This is a genomic window from Streptomyces sp. SAI-170 (genome assembly GCF_049739565.1).
GTDB lineage: Bacteria > Actinomycetota > Actinomycetes > Streptomycetales > Streptomycetaceae > Streptomyces.
The window spans coordinates 7,674,951-7,690,886 of the sequence record NZ_JBMGQD010000001.1; the positions used below are offsets into that span (position 1 = coordinate 7,674,951).

Here is a 15,936-nt window from a genome sequence, read left to right on the forward strand (position 1 = left end):
GCGCACCGGAGGAGGCGGACCGCCGGGGTAGGCCCCCATGGGCGCCGACGGGCCGGGGTGGCCCGCCACGGCCGCGGCCGGCGAGAACCAGCTGCGGACCGCCAGGAAGAGTATTCCGGCGGCGAACAGAACCAGGAGATCGATCACCAGCCGATAAAAGAGATGGTGCGCGGGGAAATAGATCACGAGAAAAATTCCCCCGAAAACAAACATCGCCCAGACCGGGCGCCCCCCTCGCAACCGCATGGCCGGAAAGGTAGCAGTCACCGGACGCGTGAAGCGAGGGGGACGGCATATTCTTCCGGTGCTTTTTCGGCATGCCGCTCCTGATTCGAAAATCTGTTGCGTCATGGGACATCAGATGCTGGAGTGACACGCATGGATCATGCCGAAGCCCTCGCCCTCTACGACCGGGAGATGCGCGAGAACGCGCGCCCCGACGGCCCCGACGCGCGGGTCGAACGGACCGGGCGGGTGGTGCGCCAGGTGGCCGGCCCGCTGGACTGGAACGGCATCCTCTGGTCCGGCCTCGACGGCTCCGACGCCGACGCGGCGATCGCCGAACAGGTGGCTCATTTCAGCCGGTTGGGCCATGAGTTCGAGTGGAAGGCGTACGCCCACGACCGGCCGGCCGACCTCGGCGACAGGCTCCTCGCGGCCGGCTTCACCGCCGAGCCCACCGAGACGCTCATGATCGGCGAAGCCGCCGAACTCGACCTCGGCGCCCGGGAACCCGACGGAGTCCGGGTCGTTCCCGTCACCGACGCGCACGGCATCGACCTGGTGGTCGACGTGCACGAGAAGGCCTTCGGCACGGACGGCTCCCGGCTGCGCCACCGCATGCGCGCGCAACTCGCCGGCACCCCTGACACGATCCTCGCCGTGCTCGCGCTGGCCGGGGACGAGCCGGTGAGCGCGGCCCGCATGGAGCTCGTGCCCGGCACGGGCTTCGCCGGGCTCTGGGGCGGCGGCACCCTCCCCGCCTGGCGCGGCCGCGGCATCTACCGCAGCCTGGTCGCCCACCGCGCCCGCGCTGCGATGTCCCGCGGCTACCGCTACCTCCAGGTCGACGCCTCCGACCAGAGCCGCCCCATCCTGGAACGCCTGGGCTTCGCCCCCCTGACGACGACCACGCCGTACGTCTACACGCCCTGACGCCGGGCGAAGCCCCGCCGTCAACGCGTAGGGGTCGGCCCCCGGACCGGCCCCTACGGTCGTCCTTCCGGCCGCCCCCTATGGTGCGGGGACACTCTTCGCAGCCGTGCCGGCGCACATCAGCCCGAGGATCACGGCCAGGGCGCCGATGATGACGTTGTTCAGCACCACGCCCGCGTCGGGGCTGTCGCCGACGATCCACGGCGAGACGATCATCCACACGCCCAGCGCGCACATGGCCCAGCTCAGGCCGTACATGCGCTCCGGGGCCCGGGTGAAGCCCAGCGCCAGCAGGCCGATCGCGATGCCCATGATCAGATTGTGCGGCACCAGGTCGGGCTGGCTGGTGGTGTAGTGGACGATCCACGGGGACACGGCGCAGTACAGACCGAGCAGGAACACCGGTCCGTCGACGAGCGCCACATCACGGCCGCCGAGCATGCGGGCGTAGCGTTCCCGCATCTCGGGGGCATCGGGATGGGTGCTGATATCACCTCTGGTGTGCGAGACGTTGGCCATGATGAGTCTCCTTCGACTGACATGCCCGACCGCGTCCGGTGCGGTGGCGGCGTGCGCCGCGTATCTGCATTTTGCGCTTATTTCGCCTTTATGTGTAGAGATGGCGCACAGGTGGGCTCGCCCGGCCCGCGCGGCGGCCCCCTGGGCCGGCGCCCCGCGGCTCTTCAGGACTGGTCCAGTCCACGGGCCCGCCGGAACCGGGCCAGAGCATCCGGCAGGCTGACGATCGGGTCGGGATACGCCGCCGCGGCCCGGTCCCGGCCGCCCAGCTTCCACGGCTCGTGCACCGCGGACCCCTCGACCTCGGCCAACTCCCGCACCCAGCGCCGTACATAGGCCCCGTCGGGGTCGAACCGCCGTGCCTGCGCGAGGGGGTTGAGGACCCGGTTGGGCCGGGTGTCGGTGCCGGTGCCCGCGACCCACTGCCAGTTCAGCTGGTTGGCGGCGACGTCCCCGTCGACCAGCAGGTCCAGGAAGTGCCGGGCGCCCACCCGCCAATCCACGTAGAGGGTCTTGGCGAGGAAGCTCGCGGTGAGCAGGCGGCCGCGGTTGTGCATCCAGCCCTCGTGCCGCAGCTGCCGCATCGCCGCGTCGACGACCGGGTAGCCGGTACGGCCCTCCCGCCACGCCTCGACGTCGCCGCCCGCGTCCCGCTCCGGACGCCAGTGGTCCTGCCGGGACCGGTAGTCGGCACCGGCCGTGGCCGGGCGCGCCGCGAGGACCTGCCGGTGGAAGTCGCGCCAGGCGAGCTGCCGTACGAACGCCTCGGCGCCCGCGCCGCCCGCCGCGCGGGCCCGGTGCACGACTTCGACCGCGGACAGCGTGCCGAAGTGCAGATGCGGCGACAGCCGGGAGGTGGCGTCGCCCGCCAGGTCGTCGTGCCGGTCCTGGTACGCGCCGAGGCCGCCGCGCAGCCACGCCGTGAGCCGTCTCCTGCCCTCCGTCTCGCCGCCCCGGGCCAGCCCCGGCGACACCCCGGGGACGTCCGCGCGGGCGGGCGGCTCCTCCGACCCGACGCCGTCCGGCACCCGCACGGTGCGGGGCGCGCCGAGCGGGTCGCGCGGCCGCTGCTGCGACCAGCGGCGGAAGTACGGCGTGAAGACCGCGAAGTGGTCCTTGGCCGCCGGGGTCAGTGCACCGGGAGCCACGGCCCCGGTCACCGTGTCGTGCACGTGCAGCCGCACACCCTCCGCCTCCAGGGCCCGCCGCAGCAGCCCCTCCCGGCGCTGGGCGTACGCGCTGACGTCGGCCGCCATGTGCACCTCGCCGGCCCCCGCCTCGACGACGACCCGGCACACCTGCTCCACCGGCTCACCGGACCGCACGACGAGCCGGCCACCCCGCGCGCGCAGGCTCGCGCCGAGATCGCGCAGGCAGTCGGCGAGGAACGCCAGCCGGTTCGGTGCCGCGAAACCGGCCCCGGCCACGGCACGGTCCCGCACGAACAGCGGCACCACCGCACGGGCGCCACCGTGCAGGGCCGCCCACAGCGGCGGGTGGTCGTGGACCCGGGGGTCGGCGGTGAACAGGACGACGGAGACGTTCATGGCGTGCAGCTCCGGAGCGGATGCGTCGGGCACGGACGGGACAGGAGATCCTTCCCCCGCACACGGTTCCCGTCCCGCTCTCCTGGAGACGCGGGGCCAGGCGCGCCTCGTCCCTCACGCCGGACCCAGCCGGACCAGCTCCGTGCCGTCGCAGTAGGTGACCGGGCCGGCCTTGCGGGCGGTCGGCCGGGCCCGGCAGTCCGAGCGGGTCTCCCAGCGCACCCGACCGTCGTAGGAGAGGAGGGCGAGGCGGGTGCCGTCCTGCCAGAAGTCGCCGGTCACGTGCTGTGCGGCCGGGCCGAGCCCCTCGGGGCGGGGACGGTCGTAGGCGGGGATCGTGGAGGGGAACAGCAGACGGTCGGGGCGGCCGGCGGCGCGCACGATCTCCTGGTCGGAGCCGTTGCCGACCAGGTACTCGCCGGGTGCCAGCCGATGGGTCCGGCGCAGCGGTCCCAGGGAGGGCTGCATCACGCGGGCGCCCCGTGCGTCGGGCAGGACCAGCCAGAATCCGACGACGAGCGGGACACGCCGGTCCCAGCGGCAGCCGGTGCGCGGGTCGCGGCGCGCCTGCGGCTGGTCCCACACGAACGCCGTCCGCCAGCCGCGGTCGTAGTACGTCGAGCCGCCGACGGCGAGGCTGCGGCACGTGCCCTCGGCGGGCGCGGTGACCAGGACCGTCCGCTCGCCGACCACGGCGATCCGGTCGACGACCGCACCCGCCGGGGGCCGCACGCCCTCCGTCCACTGCAGGGAGCCGTCCTCCGGGTCGACGGCGCCGACACGGGACGCAGTCACCACATGCGGCAGACAGCGCTCGGCCGGCTCCCCGCCGAGCGCGTCGGCCCGGCAGCCGTCCAGCACCCGCCCCGGCACCGTGCGCGACCACAGGCGCTGCCCGGACCGGACCTGGAGCCCGGTCAGACGGCAGGACTCGGACCCCTCGCAGACGGCCGTGACCACCACGCCGCCGTAGCGGAAGACGCGGCTGCCGGCCGGCAGGGCCTGCCGCCAGGTCAGTGCCCCGCGCTCGACGTCCAGGCCCGCGACCGACGCCGGGCCGGAGCGCCCGGGCCGTCCGCCGACCAGGACGGACGGGGAGAGCGCGGAGTGCGGATCGCCGGGCGTACGGGAGGTCAGGGCGAGGTCGTCCGGGAGCCGCAGCCGCCACCGCACCGACCCGTCGGCGCCGAGCCGCACCACGGTACGGCCCTCACCGAGCAGGTCCGCATCGCGCAGCGCCCAGGTGCCGTCGGCCCCGGGCCGCACCGGCAACGGCACCCGGAACACCTCCTCGGGCATCGACTCGCCGTCCCCGAAGTCCGGCGGCTGCGGAGCGAAACACCCGGCGACCGCCACCCCGCTCACGCACACCGCGAGCACCCTGCGCAGGAACTGCCTCACATCGGCCACGCCTCACGGTAGGAGCGCCACCGCCCGCGACGGCCGCCCCGGGAGTCATTCGTGATGGGCCTGTAGTCGAACTGCTATCCGATGCAGGGCCGTTGACCAGGTCCGTGCGAGACTCCGCTGATGACCAGCGAGATCACCGCGGCCGCCGCGGGCACCTGGACCCTCGGCGACCTGACCGTCCACCGCATCGGCTTCGGCGCGATGCGCCTGACCGGCAGCGCCGCCTTCCACCACGGCACCCCGAGCGACCGCGACCGCGCGATCGCCGTCCTGCGCAGGGCCGTCGAACTCGGCGTGAACCACATCGACACGGCCGCGTTCTACTTCTCACGGCTGCGCTCGGCGAACGAGCTGATCAACAGCGCCCTGTCGCCGTACGCCGCCGACCTGCTGATCGCGACCAAGGTCGGCCCCTTCCGCAACTACGCGGGGGAGTGGGCCACTTCGGCCCGCCCGGAGGAACTGCGCGGCCATGTCGAGGAGAACCTGCGCCAGCTCGGCCGCGACCATCTCGACCTGGTGTATCTGCGCCGGATGGGCCAGGAGTCGGTGGCCGAGCACTTCGGCGCCCTCGTCGAACTGCGCGAGGCCGGACTGATCCGCCATCTCGGCCTGTCCGACGTCGAACCCCGCCACCTGGCCGAGGCGCAGGCCATCGCGCCGGTGGTCAGCGTGCAGAACCGGTACGCGCTCGACCATGTCGACCCGCTCACCGAGGAGTTGCCGCGGATCTGCGGCGAACAGGGCATCGCCTTCGTGCCGTTCTACTCCATCGCCGGCGCGGCCGGTCCGCGCGGCGCGACCACCGCCCACGACGAGGCCGTCCGCGAGGTCGCCGACGCGCACGGGGCGAGCCCCGCCCAGGTCCGGCTCGCCTGGACGCTGAGCCGGGGCCCGCACGTCCTGGCCATCCCCGGCACCGGCAACCCCGCGCACCTGGCCCAGAACGTCGCGGCCGGCGCGCTGCACCTCACCGACGAGGAGGTGCAGCGGCTCGACGCCCTCAGAAGGGCTCAGCCCGTGAAGCCGGTCACGGGGTAGTGGTCGGAGAGGTTGGTGTACGTGTAGGACGTACCCCAGCTCGACACCGTCCAGGGCGCGCTCTGCTCCTTGACCACGTCGTTCTTCCACACCGCCGGGCGGGCGTGCCCCGCCCGGTGCAGGACATAGTCCAGGTCCTCGCGAGGGTCGTTCGGGTAGCGCTCGTGGGCGATGGAGTTGTCCTGCGTGTCGAAGGAGTACGGGTGCCCGGTGCGCGCGTCGGCACCCACGAGGCCGCCGTCGGCGAGCATCGAGGCGTACTCGGAGCTGCGCGAGTCGACGTTGAAGTCGCCCGCCACCAGCACCTGTTCGCTCGCGGGGATGTTCTTGGCGTCCAGGAACGCGTCGATCGCCCGGAACTGCCGGCTGCGCATGGCGGCCGCCTCACCGGGGTCGCACCCCGGGTCGGTCGACTGGGCGTGCGTGCCGACCACGTGCACCCGGCTGCCGTTCACGTCGAGCACGACGTACGCGAAGCCCTTGTTGGACCACCAGTCGGCGCCGCAGGCGTCCTTGTAGACGTACTGCTCCTTGCGCAGGATCGGCCACTTGCTGAGGATCGTGACGCCGCCGTCCTCCGGCGTGGTGGAGGAGTACGCCCCGCCCGTGGCGTTCCAGCCGGACGTGCTCCGGCCGACCACCGGGGTCTGGTACGGGTACCGGCCCGCCAGGGAGCTCTTGAGCGCGTCCGACGAGGAGTTGTCGAACGCCTCCTGGAAGACCACGACGTCGTTGCCCGCGACGAAGGGAGCCTTCGCGATCTCCGAAGCCCTGTGGTCCTGGCCCCAGTTGGGGTAGAGGCTCTTGCTGAAGAGGAAGACGTTGTACGTCAGAACCCTCAGCGGCGGCGGTGCCTGCTCGGCGGCCGACGCGGTCGGCGTCGCGCCCGCGAGACCGGCGGCGGCAAGCGTGAACGCGAGCACGGCTGCGCCCTGGGTGCGGCGCAGTGCGGAGTGCGTCACTGGATCTCCCTGCGGTGTAGGGGGTTGAGTGGCGCCGCACATGAAACCACCTGGAGCTACTCCCAGGTAACTACCTTGCGGTAAATGGATGTCGGGCAGAAGTACGAGGGTGTCGCCCGGGGCTGCGGTGCCCGGGGTCGTCACACGAGCCACGCCCCGTCCCGCATGAGCGTCCGCTGCGGCAGCTCGCGCACCTCGCACCAGGCCTGCACCTCGACCGGCCGCACCCGGTAGTAGGCATACGCCGCCCGCTCCGAGCGCGGATCCCAGCCGTGCTTCCCCGCGAACACCTCGGCCGCCGCCGACGGCACCTCCCGCGCGGAGAACACCTCCACCTCGCCGTCGATCAGCACGACGTCCCGTGTGTCCCCGAGCGCCAGCCGCGCCCGCCGGCCCGCCCTCAGATTGCGCCCGGTCGGATTCCCCGGCCGCGTCGCCAGCCACACATCGGCCCCGTCCCACGCGAACCACAACGGCACCAGATACGGCACCCCCGCCCCGTCCGCCGACGCCACCCAGACGTCCGTCTCCCGCTCCAGCCGCCCCAGCACATCCCGCATACGCTCCCCGGCAGCCCGAGGCCCCTTGTCGATCTTCATGCCCCGACGCTACCGACCCGTACGGGGTTCCACCTGGGGCTGCGGGACTACGTCAGGGGGCCTAGGACCGGGGGCGTGTGTCATCGGGCGGCCTGCCCGGTGCTGCGGACCTTGCGCTCTCGTGGCCCTCTGCTCCGGCCCGGGGTCGTGGTCTTGGTCTGGCTGATGGCTGCCGGTCGGCGTTGCTTCGGGGGAGCTGGGGCGTGCGGTTATCGCCAGGGTCTCCGCTGCGACTGACGACCGCCCGCGCCTGGTCCCGTGCCGACCGCCCGCGCCTGGTCCCGTGCCGGCCGCCCGTGCCTGGTCCCGTGCCAGGTCCCGTGGCGGCCGGCCGTTGCTCGTCCGGCTCGTCCCCGGCGCGCCGCTGCCCGGTCCTCCGTCGCGTCGCGCGGCGTCGGCCCACCGCGTCCGTGCCGCCGTGGTTCTGCGGGCCATGCCCGCGGTCTCGGTCGTGGGCATGGCTGCCGGTCCGGGGAGGTGCTTCGGGGGGCGGGGCTTGAATCTCGGCAGGGGTCTGGCGGTCGGCTGTCCCGTGGGTTACTGGGCACTGCCTGGTTCTCCGCCGCCTGTCGCGAGACCCGCCCACCGCGCCCGGCCCGCCGTGACTCGAGGGCCTACTCCCGCGGCCTCGGCCCCGCGCCGGGCGGTGCGTCGCCCGGGCTGGTGCAGCCGGTCCCGCGATGCTTCGGGTGGGCGGGCTTGCGGTTGTCGCGAGGGTGTCTGTTGCCCGGGCGCCTGGTCGTCCGGGGCCCGGTCGTTGCTCGTCCGGCGGTGCCTCGGTTCACCGCCGGCCTGAGGTCGCGGCCCGGTCCTCGTTCGCCACTCGCAGCGCCCGCCCCCGACCAGGACCGGAGTGGAGGTCCGCCTCCGCGGCCAGGCCGCACACCATGGCCCGAGTCGCCGAAGGCCGGGGCCAGGGACGGTCTCCCCCTCCGCCAAGCGTGATCACCGAGACGCGACCCGGACGTCAGGACGACGGAAGCAGCTCCAGCTGCTGGAGCATCGACAGCTGGTCGACCACGTGCCAGTGCTCGGCGAGCCGATCGTCGTCCATGCGGAAGATGTCGATTCCGGCGAAGCGGCATGAGCGTCCCGTCGGGGGGATGCCCAGGAAGGTCCCGGAGTGAGTCGCGTTGTTGGTCCAGCGGATGACGACGCGGTCCCCCTCGGCGATGAGGTCGTCGATGGTGAACGTGGGTGCCAGCCCCTCGATGAGCATGGTCATGCGATCCTTCAGCCCCTCACGCCCCTCACGCTGCCCGGGGAACGGGTCGTGCTCCTGGTAGTCCGTCGCGACCAGCTCGTCGATGACCTCCAGGTTCCGCCCGTTGAGCACTTCCTCGAAGAATCGGCGTACCAGCGCCTTGTTGGTCTCGGCAGACACGTGTCCATCTCCTCGTCGGTGCCGGTGGGAGCCGCCCTTCCCGACGGCACCCGCTCTTCGCCGGACAGCATCTCCGAGCAGGTCGCGTCGCGGCCGGGGCGCCGCGCGGGTGCCCCGTCGGCTTCACTCCACCGGCACTGCGGACACCGGGACCGTCTCCTGCGTCACACCCCCTCCCCGCAGGACTGGCATGCGCTACGTTTTACGTATAACCTCGTGCGTCAACCGGCCCCCGGCCCGCCCACCTCCCGGCCTCCCCGAAAGGTTCCGATGAAGCGCCTCGCCCTGGTCACCCTGGTCGTCGACGACTACGACGAGGCCATCCGCTTCTACACCGAGGCCCTCGGCTTCCGGCTCGTCGAGGACACCCCGCGCGGTGACGGCTCGCGATGGGTCGTCGTGGAGCCCGACGCGGGGGCACCCGGCACGGGGCTGCTGCTCGCTCGGGCGAAGGGTGAGGCGCAGCGGGCCCGGGTCGGGGACCAGGCCGGCGGGCGGGTCGGGTTCTTCCTGTACACGGACGACTTCGCCCGCGACCACGCCCGGATGCTCGCGGCCGGTGTGCACTTCCTGGAGGAGCCGCGGCACGAGCCGTACGGGTCGGTCGCCGTCTTCCAGGACCTCTACGGCAACCGCTGGGACCTGCTCCAGCCCGCCGGCTGAGCCCTCCTCCCACCCCCGAACAACCCCGCTCCAAGGAAAGCCCTGCCATGAGTGCTACGCGCGTAGACGCTGATGTGATCCGCCGCCTCCCCAAGGCCGTCCTGCACGACCACCTCGACGGAGGCCTGCGCCCCGCCACGGTCGTCGAGCTCGCCCAGGAGGTCGGGCACACCCTGCCGACGACCGACCCCGACGAGCTGGCCGCCTGGTACTTCGAGGCCGCCAACTCCGGTGACCTGGTCCGCTACATCGCCACCTTCGAGCACACCCTCGCCGTGATGCAGACCCGCGAGGGCCTGCTGCGCACCGCCGAGGAGTACGTGCTGGACCTCGCCGCGGACGGCGTCGTCTACGCCGAGGTGCGCTACGCCCCCGAGCTGAACACCAACGGCGGCCTGGCCCTCGCCGAGGTCGTCGAGACCGTGCAGGAGGGTCTCGCGGCGGGCATGGCGAAGGCCGCCGCGGCCGGTACGCCCGTCCGGGTCGGCACGCTGCTGTGCGGCATGCGGATGTTCGACCGCGTCCGCGAGGCCGCCGACCTCGCGGTGGCCTTCCGTGACGCCGGCGTCGTCGGCTTCGACATCGCCGGTGCCGAGGCCGGCTTCCCGGCCGCCGACCACCTCGAGGCCTTCGAGCACCTGCGCCGCGAGAGCGTCCCCTTCACCATCCACGCCGGTGAGGCGGACGGCCTGTCCAGCATCCACCAGGCCCTCCAGATCTGCGGCGCCCAGCGCCTCGGCCATGGCGTGCGCATCACCGACGACATAGTCGACGGCAAGCTCGGCCGCCTGGCCGGCTGGGTCCGCGACCGCCGGATCGCCCTGGAGATGTGCCCCACCTCCAACCTCCAGACCGGCGCCGCCACCTCCATCGCCGAGCACCCCATCACCGCCCTGAAGGACCTCGGCTTCCGGGTCACCCTCAACACCGACAACCGTCTCGTGTCGGGCACCACGATGACCCGCGAGATGTCCCTGCTGGTCGAGCAGGCCGGCTGGGGCCTGGAGGACCTGCGCACGGTCACGGTGAACGCCGTCAAGAGCGCGTTCATCCCGTTCGACGAGCGCAAGGCCCTCATCGAGGACGTCGTCCTGCCCGGCTACGCGCTCTGAAGCAGCCCGCGCACATACGCTGCCTGTCCGACGTGCTGAAGGTCGTCGGACAGGACGCTCACCAGCCGTACGCCCAGCGTGACCGGCGGGTCCCAGTTCTCGTCCACGACCCGCTCCAGGTCCTTGGCGGCCAGCGCGCGCAGACACTCCAGGGACTGCGCGTGCACGGCGTCGTAGTACCCGGTCAGCAGCTCCGCCGAGTCGACCCGCACCTTGGCGACCTTGGCGGAGCTGTGGCCGTACCCGGTGTCGCGGGGCGGCAGGCCGAGGCCGAACTTCTTGCTCCAGTCCTGGGCGAGCCACACCTGGTCCAGGCCGAAGGCGTCGGCGATGTGGTCGTCCTGGACGCGGGTGAGATGCCAGACGAGCCAGGCGACGGAGTTGGCGCCGTCGGCGGGGCGGGCGGCCAGCTCGTCGGGGCCGAGGCCCTCGACGCAGGCGTGGACCTCTTCCTGGATGCGGCCGAATCCGTCGATGAGGATGTCCTTGGCATGCATGGGTCCACCATCGCGCATCACCCGCAGTCGTGCGCCCCGGCGTCGAGCAGCTCCATCAGCGCCCGCGCCGCCGGGCTGGTCGCCTGCGGGGGCGGCAGCAGGGCCACCGTCTCGTAGACCACCTCGGCCGTGCCCTTCAGCGGTACGGCGGCCAGCGACTCGCGCTTGTGCCGGAAGTGCCGCGGTACGGCGGCCACGCCCAGGTTCTCGTCCACCAGGTCCAGCAGCGTGTGCACGTCGTTCACCTCCAGGCCGACCGTGCGGCGCACCCCCGCCCCGGCGAACGCGGCGTCGGTGGCCCGGCGCGGGCCCCAGTCGGGGTGGAAGTCGACGAAGACCTCGCCGGCCAGGTCGTGCGGCGCGACGGCCGGACCGGCCGAGGCCAGCGGATGCTCCGGATGGCACAGCAGGGTCATCGGCTCGCCCGCCAGGGACACCGAGCGCAGCTGGTCGGAGTCGTCGCGGGTGCGGTAGGCGAAGGCCAGGTCCAACCGCCCGGCGGCGACCTCCTCGGCCAGGGCGAGGGAGCCGGACTGCCGCAGCCGGATCTCCACGTCCGGGTGCCGCCCCCGGAACGCGGCCAGCAGCGCCGCCGCGTGCACCCCGGCGATGCACTGCTCGGTGCCCAGCGCGAGCGTGCCACGCAGCACGCCCTGCACCGCGGCCACCGCCTCGTGCGCGGCCCGCACCTGCGCCAGGATCCGCTCGGCCTCGCCCAGCAGCGCCCGCCCGGCCTCGGTCAGCGTCACCCGTCGGGTGGTACGGACGAACAGCGGCGCCCGCAGCTCCCGCTCCAGCGCCCGGATGGACGCGGACAGGCCCGACTGGGACACCATGAGCCGTTCGGCGGCCCGGGTGAAGTGCTGGTCCTCGGCGACCGCGACGAAGTGCTGGAGATGGCGCAGTTCCATGATTGAGCAGCCTATCCGCTCAATCCCATCGGATTCTTCTGTTGGACCACTGCCCGCAGGTCAGGGAAGAGTGGGATGCGGCTCACCCCTCTCATGACCCCTCCCATGCCAGGAGTCGCGTTGTACACCGCACACCCCGACCGCTACACGGACATGCCCTACCGGCGCACCGGACGCAGCGGCCTGCAGCTGCCCGCGCTGTCGCTGGGCCTGTGGCACAACTTCGGCCCCGACCGCCCGGTCGAGACGCAGCGCGCGATCCTGCGCCGCGCCTTCGACCTCGGCGTCACCCACTTCGACCTGGCCAACAACTACGGCCCGCCGCCCGGCGCCGCCGAAGCGGCCCTCGGCGAGTTCCTGAAGACCGACTTCGCGCCGTACCGCGACGAGCTGGTGATCTCGACCAAGGCCGGCTATCTGATGTGGCCCGGCCCGTACGGCGAGTGGGGCTCGCGCAAGTACCTGCTGTCCTCGCTCGACCAGAGCCTGAAGCGGCTGGGCCTGGACTACGTCGACGTCTTCTACTCGCACCGCTTCGACCCGGAGACTCCGCTGGAGGAGACGATGGGCGCCCTGCACTCCGCGGTGCAGCAGGGCAAGGCGCTCTACGTCGGCGTCTCCAACTACTCCGCCGAGCAGACCCGCGAGGCCGCCCGCATCCTCGCCGACCTGGGCACCCCGCTGCTGATCCACCAGCCGCGCTACTCGATGCTGGACCGGCGCCCGGAGGACGAGGGCCTGCTGGACGCGCTCGACGAGCTCCAGGTCGGCTCCATCGCCTACTCCCCGCTGGAGCAGGGCCTGCTCACCGGCCGCTACCTGGACGGCATCCCGGAGGACTCCCGGGCCGCGAGCGACAGCCCCTTCCTGAACCGCGACGCCGTCACCGAGGACCTGGTGGCCCGGCTGCGCGCCCTGGACGACATCGCCAAGTCCCGCGGGCAGACGCTGGCCCAGCTCGCCCTCGCCTGGGTGCTGCGCGGCGGCCGGGTGACCTCGGCGCTGGTCGGCGCGTCCAGCGCGCGCCAGCTCGAGGACAGCGTGGCCGCCATCGGCAACCTCGACTTCGACGCGGAGGAACTGGCCCGGATCGACGAGGTCGTCGCCCCCTGAATTCCACCGAAAGGCGCGGCGGGCGCGGCCCCCGCGCCTTTCGGCCAACTCGGGCCGTGAATATGCCAGGAGACTGGCTGGAAAGACATGGTGACAGTGGTTCAAGAGTGAAGATACTCGACCTCAGTGGGCAGTTCACCGCCCCGAGCCGCACGAGAGCGAGGCCCCACCGGCTGCTGAGCACATCGGGGGAGTGGATCGTGCACGACGAATTCCTGTGCCATGTCACCGCGTACGGAGTCTGCGACGGCCGGCGTATCGGAGTCCCGCTCGGCACCTACCGGGCGCCCACTCTGGCGCTGGCCCTGTGGTGGCTGCGCGACCGGGCCTCCTGGATCGCCGAGCGGCTCGACCCCGACCCCGAGGCGGGGCACTTACCCCCCAGCGCGTTGGTGCCGGTCGCGGACACCGTGCCCGACGTCCCCCAGCTGCTGCGCGCCTGGTGCGCAGACCCCGGCCAACAGGAGTTGTGTGCCGACGAGTTGGCCGCCGGCCGGCTGGTGCGCATCGCCGCGAGCGACGAGACCACCGAGTACGAACTGCTCGCCGAGTCCGTCGACGCCCTGCGCATGCAGCGGACCGGCCCCGCCCTGGTCATGCCCGTGGCCTAGCCGGCCACCGGGCCCCGCAGCCCAGGCGCACGAATGGACGTATCGGTAGAATTCTGGCATGGCGGAGCGGCCGGTCGCGTCGACTGCGCCCGAACTCGTGCTGGAGACCGACTGGGGCTCCACGGTGATGAGCCCGGGCCGCGACTACCACGTGGGCCGCGACCCCCTGTGCGACATCGTCATCGACGACGCCCGCGTCTCCTGGCACCACGCGGTCCTGCACCCGGCGGGCGACCACTGGACGATCGAGGACGAGCACAGCACCAACGGCACCTGGGCCGACGGACGCCCTGTCCTGGAGCGGGACATCGGCCCCGGCAGCGAGATCCGCTTCGGCAGCCCCTCCGACGGCCCCCGCGCCCTCATCCTCGGCAGCGTCCCGCCCGCCCCCGAGCGCCCCTCCATGATCGCCGCGGTCTCCCGGCCCGGTGCCACCGGCACCTTCCGGCAGCCCACCAGCGTCCGCCCGCTGCCCGCCCGCACCGTGCGCATCGGGCGCGCCGCCGACAGCGACCTCGTCATCGACGACCTCGTCGTCTCCCGCCGCCACGCCGAGCTGCGCGCCCTGCCCGACGGCGGCTACGAGATCGCCGACCTCGGCAGCCACAACGGCACGTACCTCAACGGCCGCCCCGTCACCAGCGCCCCCGTCGGCCCCGGCGACGTCATCGGCATCGGCCACTCCGCGTTCTGCCTGGTCGGCGACCAGCTCCAGGAATACGTCGACACCGGCGAGGTCTCCCTCGACGTCCAGGACCTCACCGTCGCCGTCGACCACGGCCGCAAGACCCTCCTCGACCATGTGTCCTTCCCCGTCGGGGAGAAGTGCCTGCTGGCCGTCGTAGGCCCGAGCGGCGCCGGCAAGTCCACCCTGCTCAACGCCCTCACCGGCCAGCGCCCCGCCGACCACGGCACCGTCCTGTACGACGGCCGCGACCTCTACCGCGACTACGCCGAGCTGCGCCAGCGCATCGGCCTCGTCCCGCAGGACGACATCCTGCACGCCCAGCTCACCGTCCGCAGCGCCCTCGCCTACGCCGCCGAACTGCGCTTCCCGCAGGACACCGCCAAGGCCGAGCGCCGCGCCCGGGTGGACGAGGTCATCCGGGAACTGGGCCTGGAGCAGCGCGCCGCCCAGCCCGTGCACAGCCTCTCCGGCGGCCAGCGCAAGCGCGTCAGCGTCGCCCTGGAGCTGCTGACGAAGCCGTCCCTGCTCTTCCTCGACGAGCCGACCTCCGGGCTCGACCCCGGCATGGACCGCTCGGTGATGCACATGCTGCGCGGCCTCGCCGACGACGGCCGCACCGTCATCGTCGTCACCCACAGCGTCCTCAGCCTCGACGTCTGCGACCGCCTGCTGGTGCTCGCCCCCGGCGGCCGGATCGCCTACTACGGCCCGCCCGAGGAGGCCCTCGCCTTCTTCGGGCACGCCGAGTGGCCCGAGGCCTTCGAGTCCTTCGAGCACGACCAGGACCGCGACTGGGCCGGCACCTACCGCGCCTCGCTCCAGCACCGGCGCTATGTCGCCGACGCCAGCGCCCAGCCCCGCGTGCCCCGCTCTGGGCCGGTGATCATCGCCCCGCCGCCGAAGCCACGCAGCCGAAACGCCCAGCTCGGCACCCTCGTACGCCGCTACACCGCGGCCCTGAGCGCCGACCGCACCTTCCTCGCCATCATGATCGCCCTGCCGTTCGTGATGGGCGCCATGGCCCGCGCCCTGGCCGGCGGCGAACTGACCCGCGACACCGCCATGAACGCGCTGCTCATCCTGTGCGTCGGCGGCGTCCTCACCGGCGCGGCCAACGCCGTGCGCGAACTCGTCAAGGAGCGCGTGATCTACCGGCGTGAGAGAGCCGTCGGCCTGTCCAGATCCGCCTACCTCATGTCCAAGGTGATCGTCCTCGGCACGATCACGGTCCTCCAGGCCGTCGTGCTCACCCTGGTGGCGCTGCTGGGCGTCGACCTCAACGCGCCACGCGACGAAGGCGTGTTGCTGCCGCCGCTGGCCGAGATCACCGTCGCCGTCGCCCTGTTGGCGTTCACCGCGATGATGCTCGGCCTGGTGGTCTCCGCGCTGGTGCGCAAGGAAGAGGTGACGATGCCGCTGCTGGTGCTGCTCGCCATCGTCCAAGTCGTCTTCTGCGGCGCCCTGCTGAAGCTCGACGGAGTGCCCGGCCTTGAGCAGCTGTCCTGGCTGGTGCCCTCCCGCTGGGCGCTCGGCGCGATGGCCGGCACCATCCAGCTGGCCCGGATCGTGTCCGGCGACCTCACCTCCGACCCACTGTTCGAGCACTCGGCCGGGGTGTGGCTGCTGAACATCGGCATGCTGCTGGTGCTGTCGGCGCTCTTCGGCTACGTCGTCTCCCGGCTGCTGCGCCGGCAGGAACCCGTCGTGATGCGGAAGTAGGCGCC

At 72.7% G+C, this 15,936-nt stretch carries 15 protein-coding genes; 7 read left to right on the forward strand and 8 right to left on the reverse strand.

What is annotated here, in order from left to right:
• Positions 1-378 precede the first annotated feature (378 nt).
• Entirely contained in the window at positions 379-1,155 is a 777-nt protein-coding gene (locus tag RKD23_RS34460; RefSeq protein WP_424857267.1) for a GNAT family N-acetyltransferase, read from the forward strand.
• Between the two features lie 78 nt (positions 1,156-1,233).
• Here RKD23_RS34460 and RKD23_RS34465 read toward each other — a convergent pair whose 3' ends face one another.
• The 3 genes from RKD23_RS34465 to RKD23_RS34475 all read right to left on the reverse strand — a co-directional run bounded on the left by RKD23_RS34465 (position 1,234) and on the right by RKD23_RS34475 (position 4,631).
• The gene (locus RKD23_RS34465; protein ID WP_424857268.1) at positions 1,234-1,674 is read right to left on the reverse strand and encodes an SPW repeat protein; all 441 of its coding nucleotides are present in this window, start codon (positions 1,672-1,674) and stop codon (positions 1,234-1,236) included.
• A 164-nt stretch (positions 1,675-1,838) separates the two neighbouring features.
• Complete coding sequence (locus RKD23_RS34470; RefSeq protein WP_424858403.1) at positions 1,839-3,221, reverse strand: cryptochrome/photolyase family protein; 1,383 nt, start codon at positions 3,219-3,221, stop codon at positions 1,839-1,841.
• 114 nt (positions 3,222-3,335) lie between these two features.
• On the reverse strand, positions 3,336-4,631 hold the full coding sequence (locus RKD23_RS34475) for a PQQ-binding-like beta-propeller repeat protein (protein ID WP_424857269.1): 1,296 nt from the start codon (positions 4,629-4,631) through the stop codon (positions 3,336-3,338).
• A 120-nt stretch (positions 4,632-4,751) separates the two neighbouring features.
• On the opposite strand from RKD23_RS34475, the gene RKD23_RS34480 reads away from it, so the two are divergent.
• On the forward strand, positions 4,752-5,672 hold the full coding sequence (locus RKD23_RS34480; RefSeq protein ID WP_424857270.1) for an aldo/keto reductase: 921 nt from the start codon (positions 4,752-4,754) through the stop codon (positions 5,670-5,672).
• Here RKD23_RS34480 and sph read toward each other — a convergent pair.
• From sph to RKD23_RS34495, 3 genes are all read right to left on the reverse strand, one after another.
• Positions 5,645-6,634 carry a sphingomyelin phosphodiesterase gene (gene sph, locus RKD23_RS34485; protein ID WP_424857271.1) on the reverse strand — a complete coding sequence of 330 codons (990 nt, stop codon included), beginning with the start codon at positions 6,632-6,634 and terminating at the stop codon, positions 5,645-5,647. The two genes, RKD23_RS34480 and sph, sit on opposite strands and share 28 nt — an antisense overlap.
• A gap of 140 nt (positions 6,635-6,774) precedes the next feature.
• On the reverse strand, positions 6,775-7,233 hold the full coding sequence (locus tag RKD23_RS34490; protein WP_424857272.1) for a pyridoxamine 5'-phosphate oxidase family protein: 459 nt from the start codon (positions 7,231-7,233) through the stop codon (positions 6,775-6,777).
• Between the two features lie 967 nt (positions 7,234-8,200).
• Entirely contained in the window at positions 8,201-8,617 is a 417-nt protein-coding gene (locus tag RKD23_RS34495; protein WP_424857273.1) for an ester cyclase, read from the reverse strand.
• Between the two features lie 270 nt (positions 8,618-8,887).
• On the opposite strand from RKD23_RS34495, the gene RKD23_RS34500 reads away from it, so the two are divergent.
• Positions 8,888-9,280 carry a VOC family protein gene (locus tag RKD23_RS34500; RefSeq protein ID WP_404038581.1) on the forward strand — a complete coding sequence of 131 codons (393 nt, stop codon included), beginning with the start codon at positions 8,888-8,890 and terminating at the stop codon, positions 9,278-9,280.
• Positions 9,281-9,327: 47 nt separating this feature from the next.
• Positions 9,328-10,392: an adenosine deaminase gene (locus RKD23_RS34505; protein ID WP_424857274.1), complete on the forward strand. Its 1,065-nt coding sequence runs from the start codon at positions 9,328-9,330 to the stop codon at positions 10,390-10,392.
• Here the strand turns inward: RKD23_RS34505 and RKD23_RS34510 are convergent.
• A complete protein-coding gene (locus RKD23_RS34510; protein ID WP_424857275.1) occupies positions 10,380-10,889 on the reverse strand; it encodes a mycothiol transferase in 510 nt (169 codons plus the stop codon). The genes RKD23_RS34505 and RKD23_RS34510 overlap by 13 nt on opposite strands.
• A 17-nt stretch (positions 10,890-10,906) precedes the next feature.
• Positions 10,907-11,800: a LysR family transcriptional regulator gene (locus RKD23_RS34515; RefSeq protein WP_424857276.1), complete on the reverse strand. Its 894-nt coding sequence runs from the start codon at positions 11,798-11,800 to the stop codon at positions 10,907-10,909.
• 120 nt (positions 11,801-11,920) lie between these two features.
• Here RKD23_RS34515 and mgrA point away from each other — a divergent pair, with 120 nt between their 5' ends.
• The 3 genes from mgrA (at position 11,921) to RKD23_RS34530 (ending at position 15,931) form a co-directional block, all read left to right on the forward strand.
• Positions 11,921-12,913 (forward strand): L-glyceraldehyde 3-phosphate reductase, encoded by a 993-nt coding sequence (mgrA, locus tag RKD23_RS34520; protein WP_424857277.1) that lies wholly within the window; start codon positions 11,921-11,923, stop codon positions 12,911-12,913.
• A gap of 200 nt (positions 12,914-13,113) precedes the next feature.
• Positions 13,114-13,524, forward strand: a complete 411-nt coding sequence (locus RKD23_RS34525; RefSeq protein WP_424857278.1) for a hypothetical protein — start codon at positions 13,114-13,116, stop codon at positions 13,522-13,524.
• A gap of 58 nt (positions 13,525-13,582) precedes the next feature.
• Complete coding sequence (locus tag RKD23_RS34530) at positions 13,583-15,931, forward strand: FHA domain-containing protein (RefSeq protein WP_424857279.1); 2,349 nt, start codon at positions 13,583-13,585, stop codon at positions 15,929-15,931.
• Positions 15,932-15,936 lie beyond the last annotated feature (5 nt).

What these genes read in the sequence shown, in the direction of transcription:
- RKD23_RS34530 (WP_424857279.1), top strand. Translation starts at nt 13,583, where the DNA reads ATGGCGGAGCGGCCGGTCGCGTCGACTGCGCCCGAACTCGTGCTGGAG.
- RKD23_RS34460 (WP_424857267.1), top strand. Translation starts at nt 379, where the DNA reads ATGGATCATGCCGAAGCCCTCGCCCTCTACGACCGGGAGATGCGCGAG.
- RKD23_RS34510 (WP_424857275.1), bottom strand. Translation starts at nt 10,889, where the DNA reads ATGCATGCCAAGGACATCCTCATCGACGGATTCGGCCGCATCCAGGAA.
- RKD23_RS34500 (WP_404038581.1), top strand. Translation starts at nt 8,888, where the DNA reads ATGAAGCGCCTCGCCCTGGTCACCCTGGTCGTCGACGACTACGACGAG.
- RKD23_RS34480 (WP_424857270.1), top strand. Translation starts at nt 4,752, where the DNA reads ATGACCAGCGAGATCACCGCGGCCGCCGCGGGCACCTGGACCCTCGGC.
- RKD23_RS34490 (WP_424857272.1), bottom strand. Translation starts at nt 7,233, where the DNA reads ATGAAGATCGACAAGGGGCCTCGGGCTGCCGGGGAGCGTATGCGGGAT.
- RKD23_RS34515 (WP_424857276.1), bottom strand. Translation starts at nt 11,800, where the DNA reads ATGGAACTGCGCCATCTCCAGCACTTCGTCGCGGTCGCCGAGGACCAG.
- RKD23_RS34465 (WP_424857268.1), bottom strand. Translation starts at nt 1,674, where the DNA reads ATGGCCAACGTCTCGCACACCAGAGGTGATATCAGCACCCATCCCGAT.
- RKD23_RS34505 (WP_424857274.1), top strand. Translation starts at nt 9,328, where the DNA reads ATGAGTGCTACGCGCGTAGACGCTGATGTGATCCGCCGCCTCCCCAAG.
- RKD23_RS34470 (WP_424858403.1), bottom strand. Translation starts at nt 3,221, where the DNA reads ATGAACGTCTCCGTCGTCCTGTTCACCGCCGACCCCCGGGTCCACGAC.